Origin of the sequence: Psychrosphaera sp. B3R10, assembly GCF_018861025.1 — a bacterium.
Classification (GTDB): Bacteria; Pseudomonadota; Gammaproteobacteria; order Enterobacterales; family Alteromonadaceae; genus Psychrosphaera; species Psychrosphaera algicola.
In genome coordinates, this window is the sequence record NZ_JAHKQH010000004.1 from 15,173 (window position 1) to 36,484 (window position 21,312).

Sequence of the window (21,312 nt, forward strand, 5' to 3'; positions counted from 1 at the left end):
GTTTATGGCCTCCATTCTTTCAGAATAGTCTGGTCAAGATTTGCGCCTGAGTATGTGTTGTTTCCTAGGGTGCTGTCTAAAAAGTTAACACTGTACAAATTGGCTTTAGAGAAATCGGCACTAACTAAATAAGCCTTGTACATTGAGCCCTCCATTAAATTGGTCGCTTTAAAACTTGCCCCTTTACATTGGCTCTGCATAAACTGGGTTCGATACGCTTTTGCCCCCTGAAAACTCGCATTATCGAGCTGCGATCCAGAAAAATCGGCTTCGTCTAGCTTCGCTTGGTCAAATTTGGCATCAACCAATTGATTCTCTCTAAAACAAGCTCGACTGCCATCGATTCCGGTAAAGTCACTGCCATTAAGTTCACAGCCACCAACAAATCGAACATTTATCATCTGCGCTTGTTGGAAATTATTATTGTTTGAGATTGCTTTTACAAAGTTAACACCATCTAAAATAGCTTTAGTAAAATCACAATCAACAAATTGGCCTTCGACAAAGTTCGCTTCAGCAAGATCCGTTTCAATAAACTCACAATTTCTAAATACCGGATTAACAAAGTTGCACTTTTTCAATTCCGAGCCATTAAATATGGTTTGTTCAAATGTGGTATCTAAAAAATTACCTTCAGCCATTGGACAGTTAATTAACTTTGCTCTAGTGAAATTCGAACCGCCTAATTGGCAACCCGCCAAATTAGCATCCGTGAAGTCTGCATCGGTTAGGTTAGCGGCACCGATATTGGCCCCTTGGCAATCGGCATTCCGTAAAATGGCATTCTCTAGATTTGCGCTAGCCAAAATAGCTTTACTTAATTTAGCATTGGTCAAATTGCAATTGGCGAAATTTACACCTTCTAAATAACAATCTGACAGGTCAATCCCGGTCAAGTCCTCTCCAGATATGTCTATACAAGCATAGTCACCACTTACTAACGATTCGCCATTTTTAAACTGTTGAAGAAACTGCTGTTTCAGATTTTGTTCTTTTTCTGGATGAGGTGAGCGCATTTCTCCCATAAGGTGTGCGCCCATTAAATAGGTTTCTTTATGTTTAATCCCGGCCTCAATGATTTGCTGTTCGAGTTTCTCTGCATCAAAATCAATTTTGGGTATTTCAGACTCTGGGATGCCTGCTCCGCGTAATTCAGAAATTTGTAACTCTGCTTCCGAAAGTTGTTGCCGTAATTCAGAAAGTTGTGGCGACATATCAAGTCTAGGCCACATTGGAGGCATATCCATTTCAGTCATTATTTGTTCGATTTCAGATATCGCTGGTGCAAGTGCCTCTGCATCACTGCTCTGTTTTATAAGCTCGAGTTCTTTCTCTATATGTTCTCTTGTTTGCTGCTTTGCATTTTCAACCATTTGTTCTTGATAAGCTTTAATTTCGTCTAATACAGTCAAATCTATATTAAAAATATCTATGTTGTCTGGCTCTGTTAGAATGCCTGGCATCATCCGCTCTAACATTGCTTCGATTTGAATTTGCTCATCGGCTTTTTCAGGATTATTGATTTTTTCTAAATACGGAGTCGGGTCGACACCCGCCACTTTGCACTGCTCAATTACTTTGAGTTTAGCGTCCTCTATTTTATTCGATGCGTCTAATAGACTGCGCTCGCCAAATGATTCCAAATTATCTTTTGCTAGTAACTCTAATGGAAAATCAAAGTCTTCTTGAATCTGCTGAAAGCCACACTTCATGCCTTCGGCAATTAATGGAGCGGAAAACAAAGCATATTTATAACCATGTTTGAGGTCTAGGCGCTTTGTTAATTGATCTTGATAATGGGCTAATGTTCTAGGCGTATCTTTGCGATTTTCACAGGCCAGTAACAAGGCTTTTATATCCGAACCAATATCTGAATACGCTGCAATCGTCCCCCTGTATATCATCACACCTAAATCGGAGTTAGGAAACAAGTATAAAGTATCAAGTTTGGTTGGGATTTCTTTAAACTGAATTTCCATCTTTCCAGTGGCATTGCCACTATTGTCAACAACTGGCACCTGCTGATTAACAAAAGCACGTCCATAAATGGGTGGTAAAGTACCCGACAACTCTTGGTGTTTGGCATGCATATTAGTAATCGAAAACTGCTCATCTCCATTAAAAAACCCGTCGAGCCACTGGTCTTCCGCCGCATCATTAAAATAGAGCCAGTTTACGTCGTCCGGTAATCCCGGCATGCGGGTTTCAATGTATTTTTGGTCAAACGTTCCTGCCTTTTCTACGCGCGGAGTGTTCATGATATCTATACGGCCAAAACTGGCAGGTTGCGGTTTTGAGCCCGGCGAGGTAATTAGATTACTCTTATATTCAATATTAGGCAAAAACTGACGCTCGCCAAAATCGGTTGTCACTTCTATCGCGCCTTTCCCGCCAGGGTTTGGCTTAAACCCTTCACCACCGAAGGCTTTTTGGTACGTAATTGGCATTTCTGTAAATAGCTCTGGCGAGCTCGGAGTAATGCCCGCACCTAATAATTTATACCAATGCCGGTCGCCAAATATTGCCAGCTCTTTTTCAACGGCGGTTTGATAGGTCCCTTGCTTTGTTTTGCTTTTGACCGTCAGCTTAACAGAGCCTGCTTCAACTTTTTGATTATTCGGTGGAATAAAACTCCCCGCTACTAAAACTTCACCAACCTCTTTTGGCATCGCGGCATCAAAGATTTCCCCATCTAACTGCTCACCAATTACTTCCCACAACTTTTGTTCAAGTAATATTTCACCATTAGTAAGAGAGAAACCAATGGGAATAGAGACCGTAAACAAGTTTTTTTCCAAATAGGAAAAAGATTTATACAAAACACCAAGTTGAAGCGGCTTTTGAATTTCCATTATCTAACTCAATAATCTTATAAGGCCTGAGCCAATATAGGCGCCAGCAGTTTTGATTCCCGCACCTGCAGTCTCAATTTTTGTCGCCGTAGTACTTAGATTAGAAACTGAGTTTTTTAATTCTGTTAGCTTTGTTTTTATTTGTACAGCATCAAATTCAGTTGCTGCAGTCAAGCTAATTTCGGCCCTAATACCAGCACTAATGTCAGCCCTCAGTCCAGTAACAACGTCGGTGCATGCAGCTACATCAAGAGAGAATCGTGCAGCAATACAAATATCATTTTTAAGCCCTAAAAATAGATCGCTTGTTGCCGCTAAAGACATTGTCGACGAAGCTGCGAATTTGAATTCACTAGTCCCGCCCATAAAAAATGTGTCATCCCTGCCCCATTGTTTGGTGTAACTATTCCCCATAACGACATCATACGTATCTCCATCTGTGTAGCTCGCTGCATTGCCGTAAGTCTCAGAATCTGAATTACCCACAGTTATTGAAATGTCATCGCCATTTTTATAGTTATAAGAATTGCCAATTTCCTTGCTCGCAGAGGTTGTGCCTCTTGATAGAGTAAAACCATAATGCTTAGATGTGATATCTCCATATCTCGGCCCACCTGGAGAGGCTTTATCATGAGCATGCGTTGCATTAATAGTTTCTGTATTGGAATTAATTAAACTTTCAACATAACCATTACCGAATGCGTAATCAGCTGGATCACTACACCATTCAAATCGACGACCATGGTGGTATTCATATTCATCCCCCCACTTCATCTCAACTATTTGATTTTCTGGGTCGATTGCGCGAGTTTCATCGCCCCAGTTATACAAACCGGTAGTACCGTCTGCTAAGTGATCTGGATCGGTATTTAACGCATTTGAAATTGCCGACATGTCTGCACCAAAATACTCTTCATTGTCATCAATGCCATCTTCATTAATATGAAATTCGTCCCAACTATTACCGAAATCAAATATCTTGTCAGCGCCATAAATATATTCATTTCCTGAAGACCAAACATAGCGCTCGCCAATTCGACGTTCGATAACAAAGTTACCGGCCAATTCATCTTCTCGAGTCATCGCGCCATCTTCTGGGAAAGTAGATGGTAGGTTTAGAAAATGACTTGGTAAATCCCCAGAAGAAGTCGCCGTTTTGCCATCGGTTGAATAACCAGTTACTTTTTCACCTTCGATTTCTTCAATTAACTTTTTAAATTTGAAAGTAAAAACAGCTTGTTCATCAACAATATCATTGCCTGATTTTAACGAACCACTTTCAGTGTTTGAACCTGAAGCGGCATCAAGCGAAGCATTCGCGCTATTGCTGTCCTGGTCACTAATATTAACTACCGTACCTGACCCATCTTCAAAATAGTAATTACTAACACTAACAAAGCTCTGGTAGCCACCTTTGACTTCTTTACGCTCCATTCCCGTCGTCATCAATACCCAGCCATCGCCGGCGTGGTTGGGCGCACCTAAATGCATATAGGTTTTGTTGTCTCCGGTTTGTAATTTAATGCGGTTTTTACCGTCTTGATCTTCCAGTTCAATTTTATTACCAGAGCCCGTTTTAATTAAGCTGTTGGTTTGGTTATCCGCTGTCGTAATACTTGGTTGTGAGGCATTTGGCACAGTGCCCGCGATAACAGGTCGGTCAGGATCGCCACCAATAAACGTGAGCAATACTTCAGTACCCTTTCTCAAAGGGAAACTCATACCTTGTCCCTCGCCACCATAGGGTTGACTCATTCGGATCCAATGGGACGATTTTCCGCCGTCACGATTCAACCGGTCAAAAGGTAACGTAACTCGGTAGCGGCCTTCTTCGTCTAATTCGGCATAATGACCATCACCTTCCGCATCAACAAAGGCGTTTAATGTGCCATGAATTTCTGGCTTAGTAGTAACTTGACTGCTCCGATATTGAATGTCGGCCGGAATTGCGGAAAACGTATTTTGATATACGACGGCTTCACCTATGTCTCCGTCTGCGTAGTGCAATAGACTTGGGTTCTTTGCTTCGTGTTCAATGTTAAGCAGTAAATAATCTTGATTACAACTCGTTCTAAAATGCCCTTCAAGCGTAAATTGATGCCCTGATATCAATCTAATAACGGTACTTTCACCATAATACACCGACTTTGTGCTACTAATTTCTTCGGCTCGAATTTGAGCAAGTTGACCACCTTCTTCAGGGGTTTGTATATTTTGTCCCCACACATAAATCTCACTCGATGGATTAGCAGATTCATCAACGATAAACTCGCCTTTGATATCGACCGAGGGTTTATCATCGTTGTAATCTTTCAATAATACTTTGTGGGGTAATCGTTTCTTTTGATTGATAAAACTAGTGATTGTATTTGCTAAAGCGTTTATTTCTAATGAGGCGTTTGGACTATAAGTTACATCACTGTTTGTAATATCTTCCTGCGTTTGCAATGAATCACAGAACACTAACTTTTCACCTATTTCACCCTGGGTGAAATAATAATAAATGCCATCGCGTTCCATTAATCTAGAAATAAATTCTAGGTGGCTTTCATTATACTGACACTTATAAGCCCAATTTCGATAATTACCTTGTAAGCCCGAAAGGTCGTAATCTTGCGTGGTAAATCCAGCCTCTTGGAGTACCATTTCTATTATTTCTTTAATATTTTGATCTAAATAGATTTCATTCGTGTGAAACAGTGATAATTCCCAAAGTTTCGGCACCAATTTGGCTTTATATAGTGTCTGGTTGTTAACCTGAGAAACTGCATCACAATGGGAAATTATTCCTTGGATGACTCTTTCTTCGTTACCCAAAGTAATGGTCAACGACGCTTGTGTCTCAAGAATTTTGTCGATATCAATATCGGGATTGACAGACAATAACTCAATTTCAAACTCATATAGACGAGAAATACCTTCTGTCCCTTTAAAAGACAACACTTGAACCTTGTCGTCTGCAGACAGAGCATTGTGTTCGAATGAAAACGCTATTGTATTGTCCACTGCTTAACTCCTAAAAACCTAAAACGCTAAACCACAATCATAGTAAATTTATAGCAAATTGAGGGTTGTCACTAACACATCTTCAACACCGTCTTTCTTACCATCTGTATGATTTTGTTCTTGCAATAGCCACGTGTCGTATCCTAATTGCCCCCATTGCTTTTCACCTAAACGGATACCTTTGGCCGCCTTTGTAATCAACCCTATTTTAATGTCGACTTCAAGAGGTCTATCTATATACGTTTTTACTAAGGCAATAAAAGCCTGCCAGCGATTTTTATTATTAACTAACTGCTCAAATGTGCCCTGTGACAAAGGTCCCAAATGAATAATTATTTTCGAGCTATTATCTATCACTTTATCACCGACCAATGCCGAACATCCCAATTCACATGAATTAACACCGAGTGAAGATAAATGTTGAAGAGGCACTATCACTTGTCGTTCGACATATTGTTCTACAGACACATCCACTTTTAACTCAGCTAAATAAGTTTCAAGTAACGACTTTAACCCTTGAGCGGAACGTTGCTTACTTGCCAGTAGCCCCGAGAACTTTAACAGCATGTCCGGGGTTATTAATTTTTGCTGTAAGCTTATATCACTCGTGCCAATTAAATGATGTAGTAGTTGGCTAAAATCACGTTTTTGAAATTCAACGACCTGACTTACTGCATTATATTTCTTCTGGGCTAACGCAAATAGTTGATACAAGCGTTGATGTACTATGTCTAAAAACTGCCGAGCTGTAGTTTGCTCTTCTTGCTCAAATTGCAATAATTCTTCGGTATAGAAGCTAGGCAATGGAGATGACGAACCGTACAATCCGAGTATATTGGTTACAACTTCAAATTCACCATATGAATTTTTTGTAACTGAAACAATTTCACTTCGACTAATTTGCATAGAAAGTGCTGGACGTACTCGTATTTTTTTTAGCGGATCTTCACCACTTGCCTTCACAATTGCATATAAGTTTGTGAGCAATCGTTCGAAAGTAAATGTTTTTGGAGACGTTAAAATTCGCTCTTCTACTGAAGGGCTCGTTTGCCTAATTGTGCTGGCCACTTGATCACCTCCCCACTAAAAAAGTCTTCCATTACAAATTCGCTATAAACGTTAATAGCCGCAGTACTAGCAAAAAATTTATCAAGAATAGAGCCGAACAAAAAGCGATCACCGAGGCTTGCAAAGTTTTCGGGTTTTACGGTCACCATAATATTCTGACCATGTACAAACGCATTGTTAAAGAGTCGTTCTTCCCGCTTAATTTTAACTTCTGTAATCGCTTCTATTTTCTTTTCATTTAACAAACGCTGACTTTTTGCCTTTGCGTCTGGTGAAATGTACTGCTGTAAAATTGATTTTAATGTTGAGCTGTCGGTGATTGATAGGTAGTTTAATGATAAATGTGAGATCAACTGCCAAAGCATATCACCGTCTAATGGAATTTTTCGACTTGTTGTCGGTGATGTAATATTTTTAAAGGTCGCTAGCTCTGGAGTATTTGAGGTTGCTACACCGATGTCCCCAGTATGTAATTTGTCAGCTTGATTGCCATTACTGCAGGTGAGTTTAGCTTTTAGTATTTCGTTGTTGGCAATCGGTGTATTTGGATCAAATGCAAGTTTAATATACGTATCGACTGATGGCTTATGAATATTTTTATATACCAGTTCATAAACAGATTGAGTGCTGGTATTGACCTGATGACCCCCGAACAATTGATATTCTCTAGATTGCTCTACCCCGCGGGCATTACTCTCCACTTGCTCAACTGCATATATTTCATGATTCGCTTTATTAGAGCCGGTATTTGGTAACAACTGATACTCATTTTCAGTAGGAGAAATCAGTACCGAATGGGATTCAGCTTCAAATAAATTAACAGCTGGCGTAACGTTTAGCCAAAAATGCTCTTTTGATAATTTTGGTAACTCTATATTCGCCTTACGCATCGAAATATTAATACTAAACCGGGTGCCAGCCCCACGGTCACGCCATTGTGACAAATCGATATCAATAAACAAAAACTTTTCAGGAAATAGGAAGTAAGTTTGAAGTAAATCATATGCAGGCATCAACCCTGGAGGTTGAGGATAAATACTGGTTTGGTTTTCTATTCCACCAGGTTGCACAACGTCAACAGGCAATGAAATATCACCACTGGAAGACATTGTTACTTCTTTAATTTGATTAACGAGCAGGTAATATAAATCACACGCTTCTTCGTATTCACCACCAATATAAAGTCTTATCTTATCAAATGGCTGCTGATCAAGGGTTGTGTTTATTAACTCGAATTGCAAACTAAAATTCAAATCGCCGTCACGACTTTTTTCAACAACGTCAATTAGGTTTATTGGTAATATTTCTATTTTGTCGACAGTTTTAAATCGACAGCTTCCTAAGTCACTTTCTTTGGAATCAATGTAAGTCCCCGCATTCACCGCAAGTGGTTTTGCTAAACTTGGCTTAGGTTTAAAAGCGATCATGGTGGCGCTTGGCATTGGGCGAATATATTGTGGACAGACTAATTGCGCCAAACTGTGTAAAAACTTTGGAAACTGGCTGTCGAGTTCCTGGCGAATATTTGCGGTTAAAAATGCCACACCTTCTAAAATAAGTGTCGCATCAGGATCAGCGTTCGCACCAGTCAATGCCCGAGTAAGTGCAGGGTTGTCGCGTGAGAAGTCCTTTGCTATTGACTTCAATAGCCTCAATTCTTGTTTGTAATAATTAGTTAACACAACACATCCTAGTTGACGCTATCAAATTGTAAATTGCCGTTAGCTAACACGGCGCCAGTAAATGTGATGTCAGTCACTTCTGCATCTTGAAAAATAGAGCCACTGATCTCAAACCTAACTAACAAATTATCTTCCTCGTTAATTTGCATTTTAATCAAAGGCTTTGTTAATCGCGGTTCATATTGATGGATTTGAGCCAACATTCTTTTTACTATCAGTTGCGGATCTGGTGGCCTGTTACCAATAACTTGAGTCGCATCACCTAACAAACCATATTCTTGATCAACTTCGACTGACCCTAACGGGGTATTAAACAACTTTTCCAAATGATTCAAAATCGACTGTTTTACAGAGATCCGTTTACTATTCGCTCTTTGTTCACTGTCTAAATCAAGGGAAGCTAGACGTTCAAATAATCGTAGATGACTCATAATAATTAGTCGGCCCCTTTCGCTTGGGTTTCGTATTCCACGTCGCCGTCGCTGCCATAACTCCATACTATTTTTTCGTAACTAATGGTCAAATTTTCCATTAAACGATAACCGTCATGCTGAGTATCGTATAGATGTGGCGACCAAGTCTCTATTTTGGTTAACAGTGCGTTTTCCAATTTAATCCGGTACATTAATTCTCGGTCACCTACCGTTGTATGAACATACCAACTTAAAACAACTTCACTGAGGACTTCTCTGTTATCAAGAGCTTGCGCCAGTTTTGGGGTGCTTTTGTCCACCAACTTATTAATCTGTATACCTCTATGAACAATCTGCCCTGAAGATACCTGATTATTAGCGGAACGGGGGATTTCTATTTGGTGATCAAATTTTAATACTTCAATCTCCGTCTCGTTACCTTCGTAACGTGAACTCCCTTCTATAACCCCTTGAATATCACCTCGTAGAGTTAAAAATCCAATCATTGCCATGTCGATTTCCTTTGCTTAATCTACGTTCATCGTGAGACTTAAACTGAAGTCTTTACCCATAAATCGTAAATGAGGCACGATCGTTAGGTCTAAAGATTGTTCACCATTAATATCTGGTGCAGATAAAACAACTTCAGCTTTTTTTAGTGGCTTTCGGGCTCGAATTGCCTCTGCAGGATTTTCAACGTCTGACACATAACGTTTTAACCATTTGTTTAGTTCTGTTTGTACTTGGATCAAACTTTTCTGGACCCCAATTGACTCCCTTTGCACTACCTTCAAATAATGCACTATTCTTGAAACGATAAATATATAAGGGAGTTGTGCTTCCACTTGGGAACTAAAATTTTCACTTGGATCTAGTGATTTATGAGCCGAGAAATTCCCCCACCGAACTGACGCTGAAGAGGTAAAGAATAAATTTTGTTGGGCTTTGTTGTAAGCCAGCGTTAAAAAGCCTACATTCGCCAAATCCATCAACTGCCGCTCAGAAATCATGGCTTCAATCATGTAGTTTGGAAACAACTGCTTAGAGGTATCGGTTGAGTGGTACATATCAACACTACCACCGACGTGACCCGTTAAGTCAGTGCAAACGGCATATTTAGCGAAACTATTAATCAGGCATTTTGCAAAAGCAAACGAGGCATTTCCTAACAAATTTTGGTTTACATTCTCTGCCACGCTTTCTGAGTATGGAATTGCGTCAATTTCTCCGGCTCCAAGTTTATAAGCCTCTCGGAGCTTAACTCGTGGTAATGCTAAACCAATATATGCTGAATCTAATGTTTTTTGAAATGATCGCCACTTAATGTATCGAGGTGAAGACATCAACTCAGGGATGTCACTGATAATCTCTAATTGACTAAAATCCTCTTCATTGAAAAATTTAGGTGAAGCACCTGCGATAAATGGCGCATGAGCTAATCTACATACCTTCGCGATATTTTTGAGAAGCTGTAAGTCTTGACTACCCGCAGAAAAATAGTAATCAGCAATAATTGCACTATAAGGCTGACCACCGTATTGAGCATATTCTTTTAGATAAACGGCATCATACAATACTGTATCTTGTATTTCTCTATTGGCTTCAAAATCCTCTTCTAAAGACGCCTTACTTATGTCGAGTATTTCGATAACGCAACTTTCTGCCAGCTCTTCAGAAAAAACTAGGCGATATAGGTTTCGCCATATCGATTCGAGTTTTTGGAACTGTTCGTTTTGAATAACCTGTGACAGTATTTCATGCAGGTGCTCATTTATATCAAATAGAATAAATGGCAATTCGTCAAAACTCGACACCGCATAATCGATGCCGCAATGAGCTAATAAAGCCTGCTCTTTTTCATCTAGCACCACATTGTTTAATGTCGCTTGATTAAGACATAGTTTCAATTTCTTAATCAACGCTACATGCTGATAAAGGTAATCAACTGACATCAATAGACTTTCAGGCTCGAAATCAGAGATTCGCGCAATGGATACATCTATATCAATATAGGTGACGCGATTATTATCAAGGTCGACCGCTAATTCAAAAGAAACTTCGACATCCATTGCCGCGAGAACTTGGTTAAAGCTTCTCGTATCAATTTGGGTTGCATCATCAAAGTCTTTTTGGAATTGCCCGCTAAAGTCTCCAAGAATTAATAGCTTTAGTGGTAAAGACACGTCTTCACCACTATCAGCAGACTGATAGGTAAACTCCATCCGATCCCATGAAGGGGATGATATTAAATCACTCATGTTCAGTTAATACCGCTGCAGTAAGCACACCTGTGTTCCAGCAACTTGAAATCGTTCTAGGAATTTCTAGTTGCTTACGGTCAAGCGCTTCTAACAATGCATTCTGCCCAGACATAGTGTATTGCAGGTCCACATAGCTAACACCGGCCTCTCTTAACCTATCGGCTAATTCAGGAAAGTCTCCGGCCGTAAACCTTTTTTGACCAGTTTTAAAGTCTGCCAAAAAGTTAGGGAAACCAAGTTCACCTTCATACCGTTTTTCCAATACAAACCGACCTATATTAATTCTAAGCTTAACTTCGCTGCAACTTTCCCCCCACTTAAACATTTGGCTATTAGCAAAATTTTGATTAACCAAAATAGTTGAACCTTCAGCGCATAGTAATTCTAATTCCGTTTTGCTTACATGATATTTTGCGTCCAAATTAGTGCCTGTTGGTAATGTCGCTAAGTTTACAGGATAGAACTCTTGCTTGGATTTTCGAGCATCATCAGCCTTTGCTGCAAACTCTAAAAAGCTTGGATTAAGCGGGTATTTAACTTTATCTACATCTTTAGCGACAAAGCCTGCGCCTAGTCGTTTAGCTACAAAAGGAGCCAATTGTAAATCGAGAAACGACCATAGCATTCCTTGTTCTCCAAAGACCATATTTGGCACTTTGTAGTTAGGGACACCATCGATATTCGTTAAGAACTCTTGCTCCCAAACATCCTGAACTTTACAAGAAGATTCATTTAACATGTAATCTTGCATAAGTTCGATAGCACCGCCATAGAGTGCCCAGAACGCAGAGTTGCTTGGGGTTTCTTTGCCAACAATTGCCTGAAGTTTCTTGAGGCTGCTATACACACTGGCTAGACTTCCGTCACCCACGGCAGGGTTATCCGGTGAAGAAAATAAACTACTAATCGCAGCATGTGATACTGAGCGCATTTCAGCGCTATATACAAAACTCCCTAACGACTCTCTATATTCACCAAGAAGTTTGCCTGCTTCTTCCAATTGCATTTGTCGTTCATCAGGTGAAGGTCCAGAAGCGCCTTTTGCCATTTTCTTCTGGGTTTTCATGCCCTTTTTTCCAGCTTTCGACAATGCTTTACCAAGCGGACCAGCTTTACCAACAATCTTAAGTGCCATTTTAGTTAACATTTTATTCTGAGCACCATCGGTCTTTTGCTCAGGCGCAAACGCACTCATATCTTCGTAATAGAAAACCATCGTTGCCCACTCTGGCAGTTCGACATCGTCTTTGTATGGTGCAATTTGTTCATTAACTAAATTAAGTGCATTAAAGTATAAATTACGGCCCGTTGATAAATTATTAACAACCATTAGCCATTCATTTCTACTATTTAGTTTCTCTGTCCCTTTGCTAAAGTTCTTAGAAAATCGCTCCCAATTCTCTAAGTACTGCTTTTTATATTCTTGTTCAAATCCAGGTAATATGTCGTCTAATATGTCGTCATATCGTTCAGTCTGCCTAATCTGCGCAATAAACTGGTCGATGGTTTCTTTACCTTCAACCGTATATGCACCGTTGACTACCGAATCAAACGTCATAGCTCCGGTACCAACATTCCAATAATCAGATACTTTAATTTCAGCAGTGCTTGCTACCTTATTTGCCCATGGTATTAACCACTTGGCGAGATCTTTACTTTTTAGCAAAATATCATTTAGTTGCTCGTCCATTAACTTTGCTTCTTGTTCTATGTCAGCGCGATTAGTCGACCAATTCAACGATTGTAAATATAGGGTATTAAGTTGAGCGACGATATTTGGATCTTGAATACCAAAAAAGTCTGCATCTGACACACTATATGGTGGCGGTAATGACTCCATATCTGAACCTTCAAGATAGGCATCGATTATGTTGATTCTTCGGACCAACGTACTAATAAAAGCAACAATCTTTTCTTCAGAAATATCACTGTCTTGAACAAACCTTTTTGAGAGTTCTCGAACAAAAAATTGATCGGTTTTTTCTACAATTCGAGCATTGACTCGTTCTGAGAACAAACCTTGTAGTTTAACAATAAAATCAGGTGTTTCAGAATAGCCCATCCAAGGTGTCCATGAGTGCTCCTCTAGACGTGAAACCATATCTCGAAAATCGTATAGTGACCTTACGTTTGCAGAAAGTTGCACCGACTCTTCAAAACTTCCCGCATACTTAGATACTGACGTATCAAGTATTTCTGAATCAGTCGAATAGCTAAAATATAATGCTACTAATACAGCAGCTAATGTTGCATTCCACGCCAATGACTTACCAAAAATCCGGCTTCTAACAATACGTTCTGAACGACCGATTGAGCTAACCATATCTCGTTCGCCCGGCAATATTTTGCTAAGCAGTATCTGGCTAAACAGGCCTCTGCGACCAGAAACCATTCTAGTATTGTCGTCGGCTGCAGTAAAATAAAGTGACCTAAAGTTAGGTGTTTTTTGATATGGGTTGTTTTGAAACAAAGAACCACAAAAGATTGAAAGGTGTCTTTCCAATTTTTCAAACTGGCTAGGTAAAAGCAGTAATTCCGGAGTGACAGTACTGTCTTTTATCGCATTAAGCATCAATTGCTTAATTCGCTCTGCGAGCTCACCGACAGTGTGACCAACAAAATTTGCCGCTGTTAAGCCATCGTTATTAACCTCGCCAATCGGTTGGTTTAGTTTAGCTCCAGGCAACGTCTCAACCCAATCATTAAAACCTGGCATTTTGTCTGTATGAGTTATAACAACATAAACTGGCACAACGACACTGAGTTGTTGCATCAATTGTTCGATTGCTCGGCGTGACTCAATTGCCTTTTCGATAAGTTGCTGGCTTTTCTCACCAAGCAAATCTTCCATCGTTAAAGTAACAACAACACCATTTATAGGTTCTTTAGGACGCTGTTTGCGTAACAATTCTAATAACAGATGCCACTTAGGGTTATTTTTATTATCGTCGGTAGAATTAATATAACTACTTGGAACATCAAGTGCGATACCTTGATTAAATAGTTTCCAATTTATATCTTGCTCAGTTTTGTCCAACCCTTGTAAATCTATAGTTGGTGAAGATAGGTTGGCTTCATTTAGTAAAAATGACTTACCACTTCCGTTTTGGCCTATAACTAAATACCAAGGCAAAACGTACATTGGATCGCCATGAACTTTTAGATAGCTCTGGCGCAACAGTTTAGTCATTTGAGAGAAATTTTTCTCTAGCGGCGTTTTCTCAAACGAGAAGTTAAATGAGAAGGCTGATTTTTTTTCACCCTCTTCAACATTAACCAGTCCTTCAACCTGTTGTTTTGCTCTGTAATACAAAATACCTTTGCGAATAAGCAAAAATAATAACCAAGCGACAAACACGCCAATTGCGTAATTCACGCCCGTCATCAGCTCTTCACCAGCTAAAACAGCTCCGCCAATCACTAAGCCTGAAATGACTAACCAAATAAATATGTATAATAATATTTTCAAAAAAATTTTCACGGCTGACTCATAATTTTGTTAATTTTAAGAGGTAGTTATCATATTGAGATAACTAAAAAGTTCGCCAAACCAACCAGATCTTTTTTAAAGAAAAAGTAAGCGAAAGCTACGATTAAAATAGGTCCACCATAAACTAGCGGAGAAAAGTCTTTTTTAACGTGTATCTTCCCTTCAACCTTTTTCTTAGAATAAGCTCCTGGAAACAACGTGGCTTCATCATTCAACTCATCAGCTAACAATTTGTAATTGTCGTACTTTATTGAATCAAGTTGTGACTGAAGTCCTGAATCATAAAACTTCCCGGTGAATCCGAGAGTTAAACAGTAATAATATACTTCTCTTATATCCCGCTCTGCAGGGTTAAATGGATTTAGTCCATCTAACTTTGTAAAAAACTCAACACCACCTTGGGTTGTATCAAAATAAAAACGTTGCAGTAAATTTCGCCCCCAAACCTTCCTATGTTCCCACTTTGAAGCGATGAGTTTTTCATCTATAAAAGTTACAACAGCAAAAAGTGCCAACTGGTATTGAGATTTGGTATAACCCCCGTCTAGTGCAAAACCCAGTAAACTATCTAACTGGCTAGTAATGTGTGAACGCACAGAATCATAACTATTTTCTTTGTCGATTTCTGCATGTTCAACAACCTGCATGGTATAACTTAAACTTCCAATAAAGCAGTCAACTAATCTCATGTCGCTCCCTAACCTCTTACCAAAACCATTTCAATAATCAAATCGTCCGGGGCATCGTCCCAATGTACTGCAAACATTCCTTCTTCTTCAATTGCCTTCCATTTACTGCTGGTTCGATCAATTGTAAAGTAGGTCACTTTAGGACGTTGTTCTAATCCTGTTGGTTGTTCATCCAAATGAGTGAACTCAACCCCTGGTATTGCGCTTTGTACGTAGCGTTCAACATGGGATTTCGCCCCAAGTTTCGCATAATTTTTAAACGAACTGATATAGTCATTCGCCGCTAGATTACTTTCTAACAGCAAGTACATACTATGCTGTCTAACAAAAAATTCGCTTGGTAACTTACAGTTATATGACCCGTCGTCTTGTTTTTCCAATCGTACCAAAAGCTCTGGACTTACTGTTAACTCATCCAATAAGCTGACTAACAAGGCCTTCGTTTTCTCAAATGACTGGAATAACTCACGGTGATTATACTTAATCGTCGAAACGGTTCCGTCTAATGATTCACCTAATATACTGTAGCGTGCAGAAAATGTTGATAATTCACCTATTAATGCTCGAATATGGCCAAACATTTCAAATGGCGTAATCGATGGGTGTTCTAAGTAATGATTTAACATTGGGGCATATCGAGCAATCACTCTTAACGCACTACGGTAGCGTTCTGAAACCGGATTAAACTCGGCACTTCTTGAAGTAGAAGTATTTTTATAATTTTCCAGTTGTTTAGAACGCCCGAGTAACTCGTCTCTAATCTCTTTAAGTTGATCCATCATAATGGAAGACGCATTGATGCAAACGGAAGCTGGAATGAACTCTTTACTGAACATCACGACGTCTTCAATTTCTTCAAGCTTAGTTATTGGCATAATTAAACAATCTGAAAACTGTTCAATTTCGTCCTCAAATATTAACCTAACGACATATTTCATCGTTTTAACAGTAACTGACTGGTCGCCTTGATGGACATCTTTAATCGATTCACCCTCGATACTTGACACGTAACGGGTAGAGATAATTTGGCTATTATCATAACTTGGAACCTGAGTAACATTACTTCTACTATCACTGAGCTTTGAAATTACTGCTAAAACGATTATGCCTTTGGTACGATCTTGCCAGTGGCTTTCAAAACTGCGAGGCGCAATTAACGCATTTTCAGGAAACGAAACTAATGAACCATCTTCGTACAATACATCAAGAGTATTTAGCTCTACAAAGCCCCTATTAAGTGCTTGACTGTCAAGATGCATATTCGAAACGCCCCACGGGAATGGGTTATTTATACCGTAAAGTTGATATACAGCTTGTTGCGAATGCAAAGACTGATATTGAAAGTGTTGAGGCTGAAGGAAGAGTCCCTGATGCCAAAATAATGGTTTATTGAAATTCACTAAGTTATCCTTTACTCGTTTATATGTCTGACGGCATAAATTATTATTATTGAGCGAGCATTTGCACTCTAGATATTTTTGTTACGCCTAAATCAACCCAGGCCTTAATTCTAGCTGCCTCTGAAATACCAGGTTCAGAAAATGGGTTCAGATTACTAATTGTAGACGCGGAATACTCGGTTCGATTGGCAACAGAAGGGATTTCAAATATTTGAACACTATCTTCCGTCTGCAGTTGATAATAACCAGCAACAACCGCTACAAATTTTGTTTCTTTAAATCTATCTACCGTTATCACTTCATTACTACTTGGTGAAATAGTTAAGTCTGAAGAAGCAACGATACTCGTATCAATATCTTCTTTCTTACTAGTAAGTAGCTCTCTAATTCCTGCAGGCGTACTCGCTATATCTTTAAATACTTTTAGGTCAGACAGTTGAAAAACTTTTAAGTACAAACTATGCGGTTTTCCAACGTATAAATTCAGTTGTGGTGGTGTTTGAAAACGGAAGACTATCGCTGCGGGATCATAATCCCAAGTTTCATAGGCATCAACAATTTCGGCGTTGCCCCGATAATGCCATTTATTTGTGTGCCACTGCCAAATCAAATTATTGCCTTCAATTTGTGGATCGTCGATTGTCAGTGGAGGATGTTCCTCTATTGTACCTTTCCATTCAGGAAGTGGCGTTGCACAGCCGGTTAGGAAAAGTACATATATAAAAAAAATAGAAAATATGGCTTTATTTTGCATTTTGTCATTTTATCGTTTTAATCGCTTTAACACATTTAGAACCAGCAATAGAAGTTACTATTGCTGGTTCCGCTTTCTTAATCGTCAAATGCGACTAATTCTGTATTTTCACCATTTGACGATGAATCTACACATTCAGTTCCGCAAATGTCATGTTTCCATGCTATTGCATTAAAACTAAACTGCAATTTTTCTGTAGCCATATAATTATCATTGCTAGGATCCATTGCATTAGGCGACACTGTAGAAAGGCTTATCAGTTTCGCTTCTGCTACTTTAATTTGATAGTAACGTACAGGCTCACCACCACTTGTTTCATCAGGTGAACGATAAAATTCAATATGGATATTCAAGTCTGTAGGTTGAGACAATAGTTGCGCCAATATTGGACTACTTTTATCAATCAATTTTGTTATTTCAAAGTATTCATGCCTTCTGACCCCAGTAACTTGACCATTTCTTGGATCTATCGGTAAAACACTTTTTTGCTCAAAAGCCTGGGCAAATATCTTATCTAAATGCTCTTCTTTATAGTATGAAGCTATACTTTCTTTAGACGAAGCACCTTCTGTCAGGTTATTCCCTTCAGCATCTTCTATCGTCACAAAAATTTCGTTTGGCATAATCAAAGTTCCCTATCAATAGGTGGTATATCACCATGTTAAATAAATTTATCGGTGAAGTTCACTGGTATGTGGACTTCACCAAGGTTGTTAAGCTTTCTCTAATGACCCTGCTAAGGATAATGTAAAATTAGCCCCCATAAACTTGAAGTGTGGTGTAACGCTTAATGCTACAGAGAACCAACCTGCATCACTTTTATCTTCAGAAACCACCAATTCGGCTTTTCTTAAAGGGCGAGCACTTCTAGTTGCTGGAGATGGATTCTCTTGATCTGCAACATACCTTCTCAACCACTTATTAAGTTCAGTTTCAAGATCAGCCCTTGTCTTCCAACTACCTAAGTTTTCACGTTGTAGCACTTTAATATAATGCGCTAAACGACAAACAATAAACAAATAAGGAAGTTGCGTGCCTAAACGATAATTTAACTCAGCGATCTGACCTTCGGCATCATTGCCAAATTTAATTGCTTTTTGAACTGAGTTTGAAGAGAAAAATACTGCGTGATCGCCACCTTTTCTTAACGTCAACGGAATAAAGCCCAGTTCAGACAATTCGTACTCTTTTCTATCTGAAATGACAACTTCAACTGGGCCACGAACTTCTTCACTGCCATCAACATCAACAACGTCTATAGCCAAGTCTTCGACTGCACCACCAGATTGAGGTCCAATAATATTCGGACACCATCTAAATTGTGCGAAACTATCTGCTAATCGGCTTGCATAAGCATATGCAGCATTACCCCAAAGATAATCTTCCTTCGATGTAACTTTTTCTTGATAATTAAAAGAGCGAACAACCAGGTCTTCTCCATAGGTTGGACGCAACATGAAACTAGGAAGTGTTAAGCCAACATATCGAGCATCATCACTTTCTCTAAATCCGTTCCATTTAGCATATTGTGCGCCGTCGAAGATTGATTCAACTTCTTTTAATGTTGGCAATTCTTCATACTTATCGACTCCAAAAAACTCACAACTCGCTGCACTTATAAACGGCGCATGAGTCATAGCACTTAACGATGCCATGTTTGAAAGAAGTTCAACATCTGGAGCTTTATAATTAAAGTCATAGTCGCCTATTACAACACCAAATGGTTCACCACCAAATTGACCGTATTCATCTGTATAGATCTTACGATACAAACCAGTCTGAGTGATATCAGGTGCATCTTCAAAATCGTCAACTAAGTCGTTTTTGCTAGCGTTTAAAATTTGAACCTTAATATTTTGTGAAAAATCGGTTCTATTTAATAAGAAGTTTAAACTCGCCCAAGGCTTTTCAATAGACTTTACAACTTCGTTATGAAGTATTTCGTCAATTTGTGCACTTAGACGCTGATCCAATTCATCGATCATTGTGTCAACTAGTGACTTATCAATACGAACACTTTCAACAGATTCTCTAGCAAGTACATCTTGTAAAAAAGCTTCTACACCCTGTTTTACTACAGGATAGCTTTCGTCTTGCTGGTTTATTTTTGTAAAATCTAAAATTTCTTCTACGAGTGTGACTTCGACAATTCCGTCATCTGTATTAGCCATTTTCCTACCTTTTTATCCTTAGCTGATTATTTCTTAACGCCAACTTCTTTAACAAGTTGACTTCTTTGGCTTTCATCAGCCAACATATTTTGAATAGTGCGACGCATTTTAGGTACATTACCTAAAGGGCCTTTTAATGCTTTTAATGCATTTCTTAATTCAATTATTTGCTTTAATTCTGGAACTGATTCAACCAATTTGTCTGGCGTAAAATCTTTGAGGCTTTTAGGAGATAAGTTTATTGATAATTCTTCGTCATTATCGGAAAGTTTATTAGGGACTGTAAAATTAATGTCTAAATCCATCGATCCCATAACTTCGTCAAAGTTATTCTTGTTAATGTTAACAATCTCCCTTTCTTCCATGACTTTATCATCAGCTTGAGAAGAAAATTGCCCCATTACTAGTATTTTCATAGGCAATTCTATTTGGGCATTTGCGTCACCTACGGCGGGTTTGTATGAAATATTGACCCTTTCCTTTGGTGCTACTGAACCGCTCTTTTTCTTACTCATATCTTATCCTTTCGCATTATGAAGTTTTATTTTATTCTTACAGTCAACTTATACAGTTAAAGCATAATGGTGTTCTGAAAAGCTAACTTATAACCAATTACTTTATGAACCACACTCTAGTTATCTGATGGTTCTATTTTTGCAAACATAAAACCAGCCAAAAACTAGTAAACTTTTATATCACTTTCTAAACAGACAAAAATTAAACACTTTGTGTAGGACAAATGTGCAGCATTGAACAAATATAAAACAACTACACAGTTGACTAAAATTAGTCGATGTTAAAAAAAAGTCAAACCCAATACTCTAAATCAAACTAGGATTATTAGACATCTATAGAGAAGTAAAAATATATAGTTGTTATTGATACAGTTTATTTAGTCAAAAAGCAAAAGTTAATCAATGAACCTTTTACTACAAACCTGATTAATTCATCAGTTCGCCACTAAATACAATTTAACCGTATGTGTTTTTTGCGAATAATTACTAGCTACGCTTATTGTCTAAACTTTTTATTAGTCTTCAATTTTAATAACAAAATAATCTATAAAAAAACACAGCTAAAAAACGATGGATTGGATACAGACAAAACAATACGACAATAGTAACCTTAATTTTATTTACTAAATGGCGAGTTAGCTGCAATCCAAATAGAACGATAGAACATCAAAATATCAAAACACAACATAATACCAAAACCCTTTGAAGTAAGTGACCACTTACACATGGGATTACAAAATGATAATATTGGTTTGTCTAAGTTATGGATAAAAAACTATCACGACATAAAAAATGGTTATAAAATAGAAAAGTAATCTGGATATTATAAAACCTACTAAAACACAGTATAGCAATCTGGTTCGCTCTTTTGTTTCGAAATGAGTATTCTATTCAATTGTAAAATACATCAGACCACTTCTAAAATTTGTAAATCCTGTTAAATACAGATGCATTTCACTATTCGAATTTAATAAGCCAAATATTTCGGTTATACCATTTCATTTTAAATTG

The 21,312-nt window shown here is 38.5% G+C and carries 14 protein-coding genes; all 14 read right to left on the bottom strand.

What is annotated here, in order from left to right; translation table 11 throughout:
* Positions 1-2: 2 nt before the first annotated feature.
* A complete protein-coding gene (locus tag KO525_RS00700; RefSeq protein WP_215961875.1) occupies positions 3-2,852 on the bottom strand; it encodes a DUF2169 domain-containing protein in 2,850 nt (949 codons plus the stop codon).
* A gap of 3 nt (positions 2,853-2,855) precedes the next feature.
* Entirely contained in the window at positions 2,856-5,858 is a 3,003-nt protein-coding gene (locus KO525_RS00705; RefSeq protein WP_215961876.1) for a type VI secretion system tip protein TssI/VgrG, read from the bottom strand.
* 48 nt (positions 5,859-5,906) lie between these two features.
* Positions 5,907-6,926: a type VI secretion system baseplate subunit TssG gene (tssG, locus tag KO525_RS00710; RefSeq protein ID WP_215961877.1), complete on the bottom strand. Its 1,020-nt coding sequence runs from the start codon at positions 6,924-6,926 to the stop codon at positions 5,907-5,909.
* On the bottom strand, positions 6,890-8,608 hold the full coding sequence (tssF, locus tag KO525_RS00715) for a type VI secretion system baseplate subunit TssF (RefSeq protein WP_215961878.1): 1,719 nt from the start codon (positions 8,606-8,608) through the stop codon (positions 6,890-6,892). Before tssF ends, tssG begins: the two co-directional genes overlap by 37 nt.
* A gap of 8 nt (positions 8,609-8,616) precedes the next feature.
* A complete protein-coding gene (gene tssE, locus KO525_RS00720) occupies positions 8,617-9,039 on the bottom strand; it encodes a type VI secretion system baseplate subunit TssE (RefSeq protein ID WP_215961879.1) in 423 nt (140 codons plus the stop codon).
* Between the two features lie 5 nt (positions 9,040-9,044).
* Positions 9,045-9,533, bottom strand: a complete 489-nt coding sequence (tssD, locus tag KO525_RS00725) for a type VI secretion system tube protein TssD (RefSeq protein WP_215961880.1) — start codon at positions 9,531-9,533, stop codon at positions 9,045-9,047.
* 15 nt (positions 9,534-9,548) lie between these two features.
* The gene (gene tssC, locus KO525_RS00730; protein ID WP_215961881.1) at positions 9,549-11,279 is read right to left on the bottom strand and encodes a type VI secretion system contractile sheath large subunit; all 1,731 of its coding nucleotides are present in this window, start codon (positions 11,277-11,279) and stop codon (positions 9,549-9,551) included.
* Positions 11,272-14,751 (bottom strand): type VI secretion protein IcmF/TssM N-terminal domain-containing protein, encoded by a 3,480-nt coding sequence (locus KO525_RS00735; RefSeq protein ID WP_215961882.1) that lies wholly within the window; start codon positions 14,749-14,751, stop codon positions 11,272-11,274. Before KO525_RS00735 ends, tssC (KO525_RS00730) begins: the two co-directional genes overlap by 8 nt.
* Before the next feature lie 50 nt (positions 14,752-14,801).
* Positions 14,802-15,461 carry a DotU family type IV/VI secretion system protein gene (locus KO525_RS00740; protein WP_215961883.1) on the bottom strand — a complete coding sequence of 220 codons (660 nt, stop codon included), beginning with the start codon at positions 15,459-15,461 and terminating at the stop codon, positions 14,802-14,804.
* Positions 15,462-15,469: 8 nt separating this feature from the next.
* Entirely contained in the window at positions 15,470-16,861 is a 1,392-nt protein-coding gene (tssK, locus tag KO525_RS00745) for a type VI secretion system baseplate subunit TssK (protein WP_215961884.1), read from the bottom strand.
* A gap of 46 nt (positions 16,862-16,907) precedes the next feature.
* Entirely contained in the window at positions 16,908-17,615 is a 708-nt protein-coding gene (locus KO525_RS00750) for a type VI secretion lipoprotein TssJ (protein WP_215961885.1), read from the bottom strand.
* A gap of 77 nt (positions 17,616-17,692) precedes the next feature.
* Positions 17,693-18,238 (bottom strand): type VI secretion system tube protein TssD, encoded by a 546-nt coding sequence (gene tssD / locus KO525_RS00755; protein ID WP_215961886.1) that lies wholly within the window; start codon positions 18,236-18,238, stop codon positions 17,693-17,695.
* 90 nt (positions 18,239-18,328) lie between these two features.
* Complete coding sequence (tssC, locus tag KO525_RS00760; RefSeq protein ID WP_215961887.1) at positions 18,329-19,786, bottom strand: type VI secretion system contractile sheath large subunit; 1,458 nt, start codon at positions 19,784-19,786, stop codon at positions 18,329-18,331.
* A 26-nt stretch (positions 19,787-19,812) separates the two neighbouring features.
* A complete protein-coding gene (gene tssB, locus KO525_RS00765; protein ID WP_215961888.1) occupies positions 19,813-20,301 on the bottom strand; it encodes a type VI secretion system contractile sheath small subunit in 489 nt (162 codons plus the stop codon).
* Positions 20,302-21,312 lie beyond the last annotated feature (1,011 nt).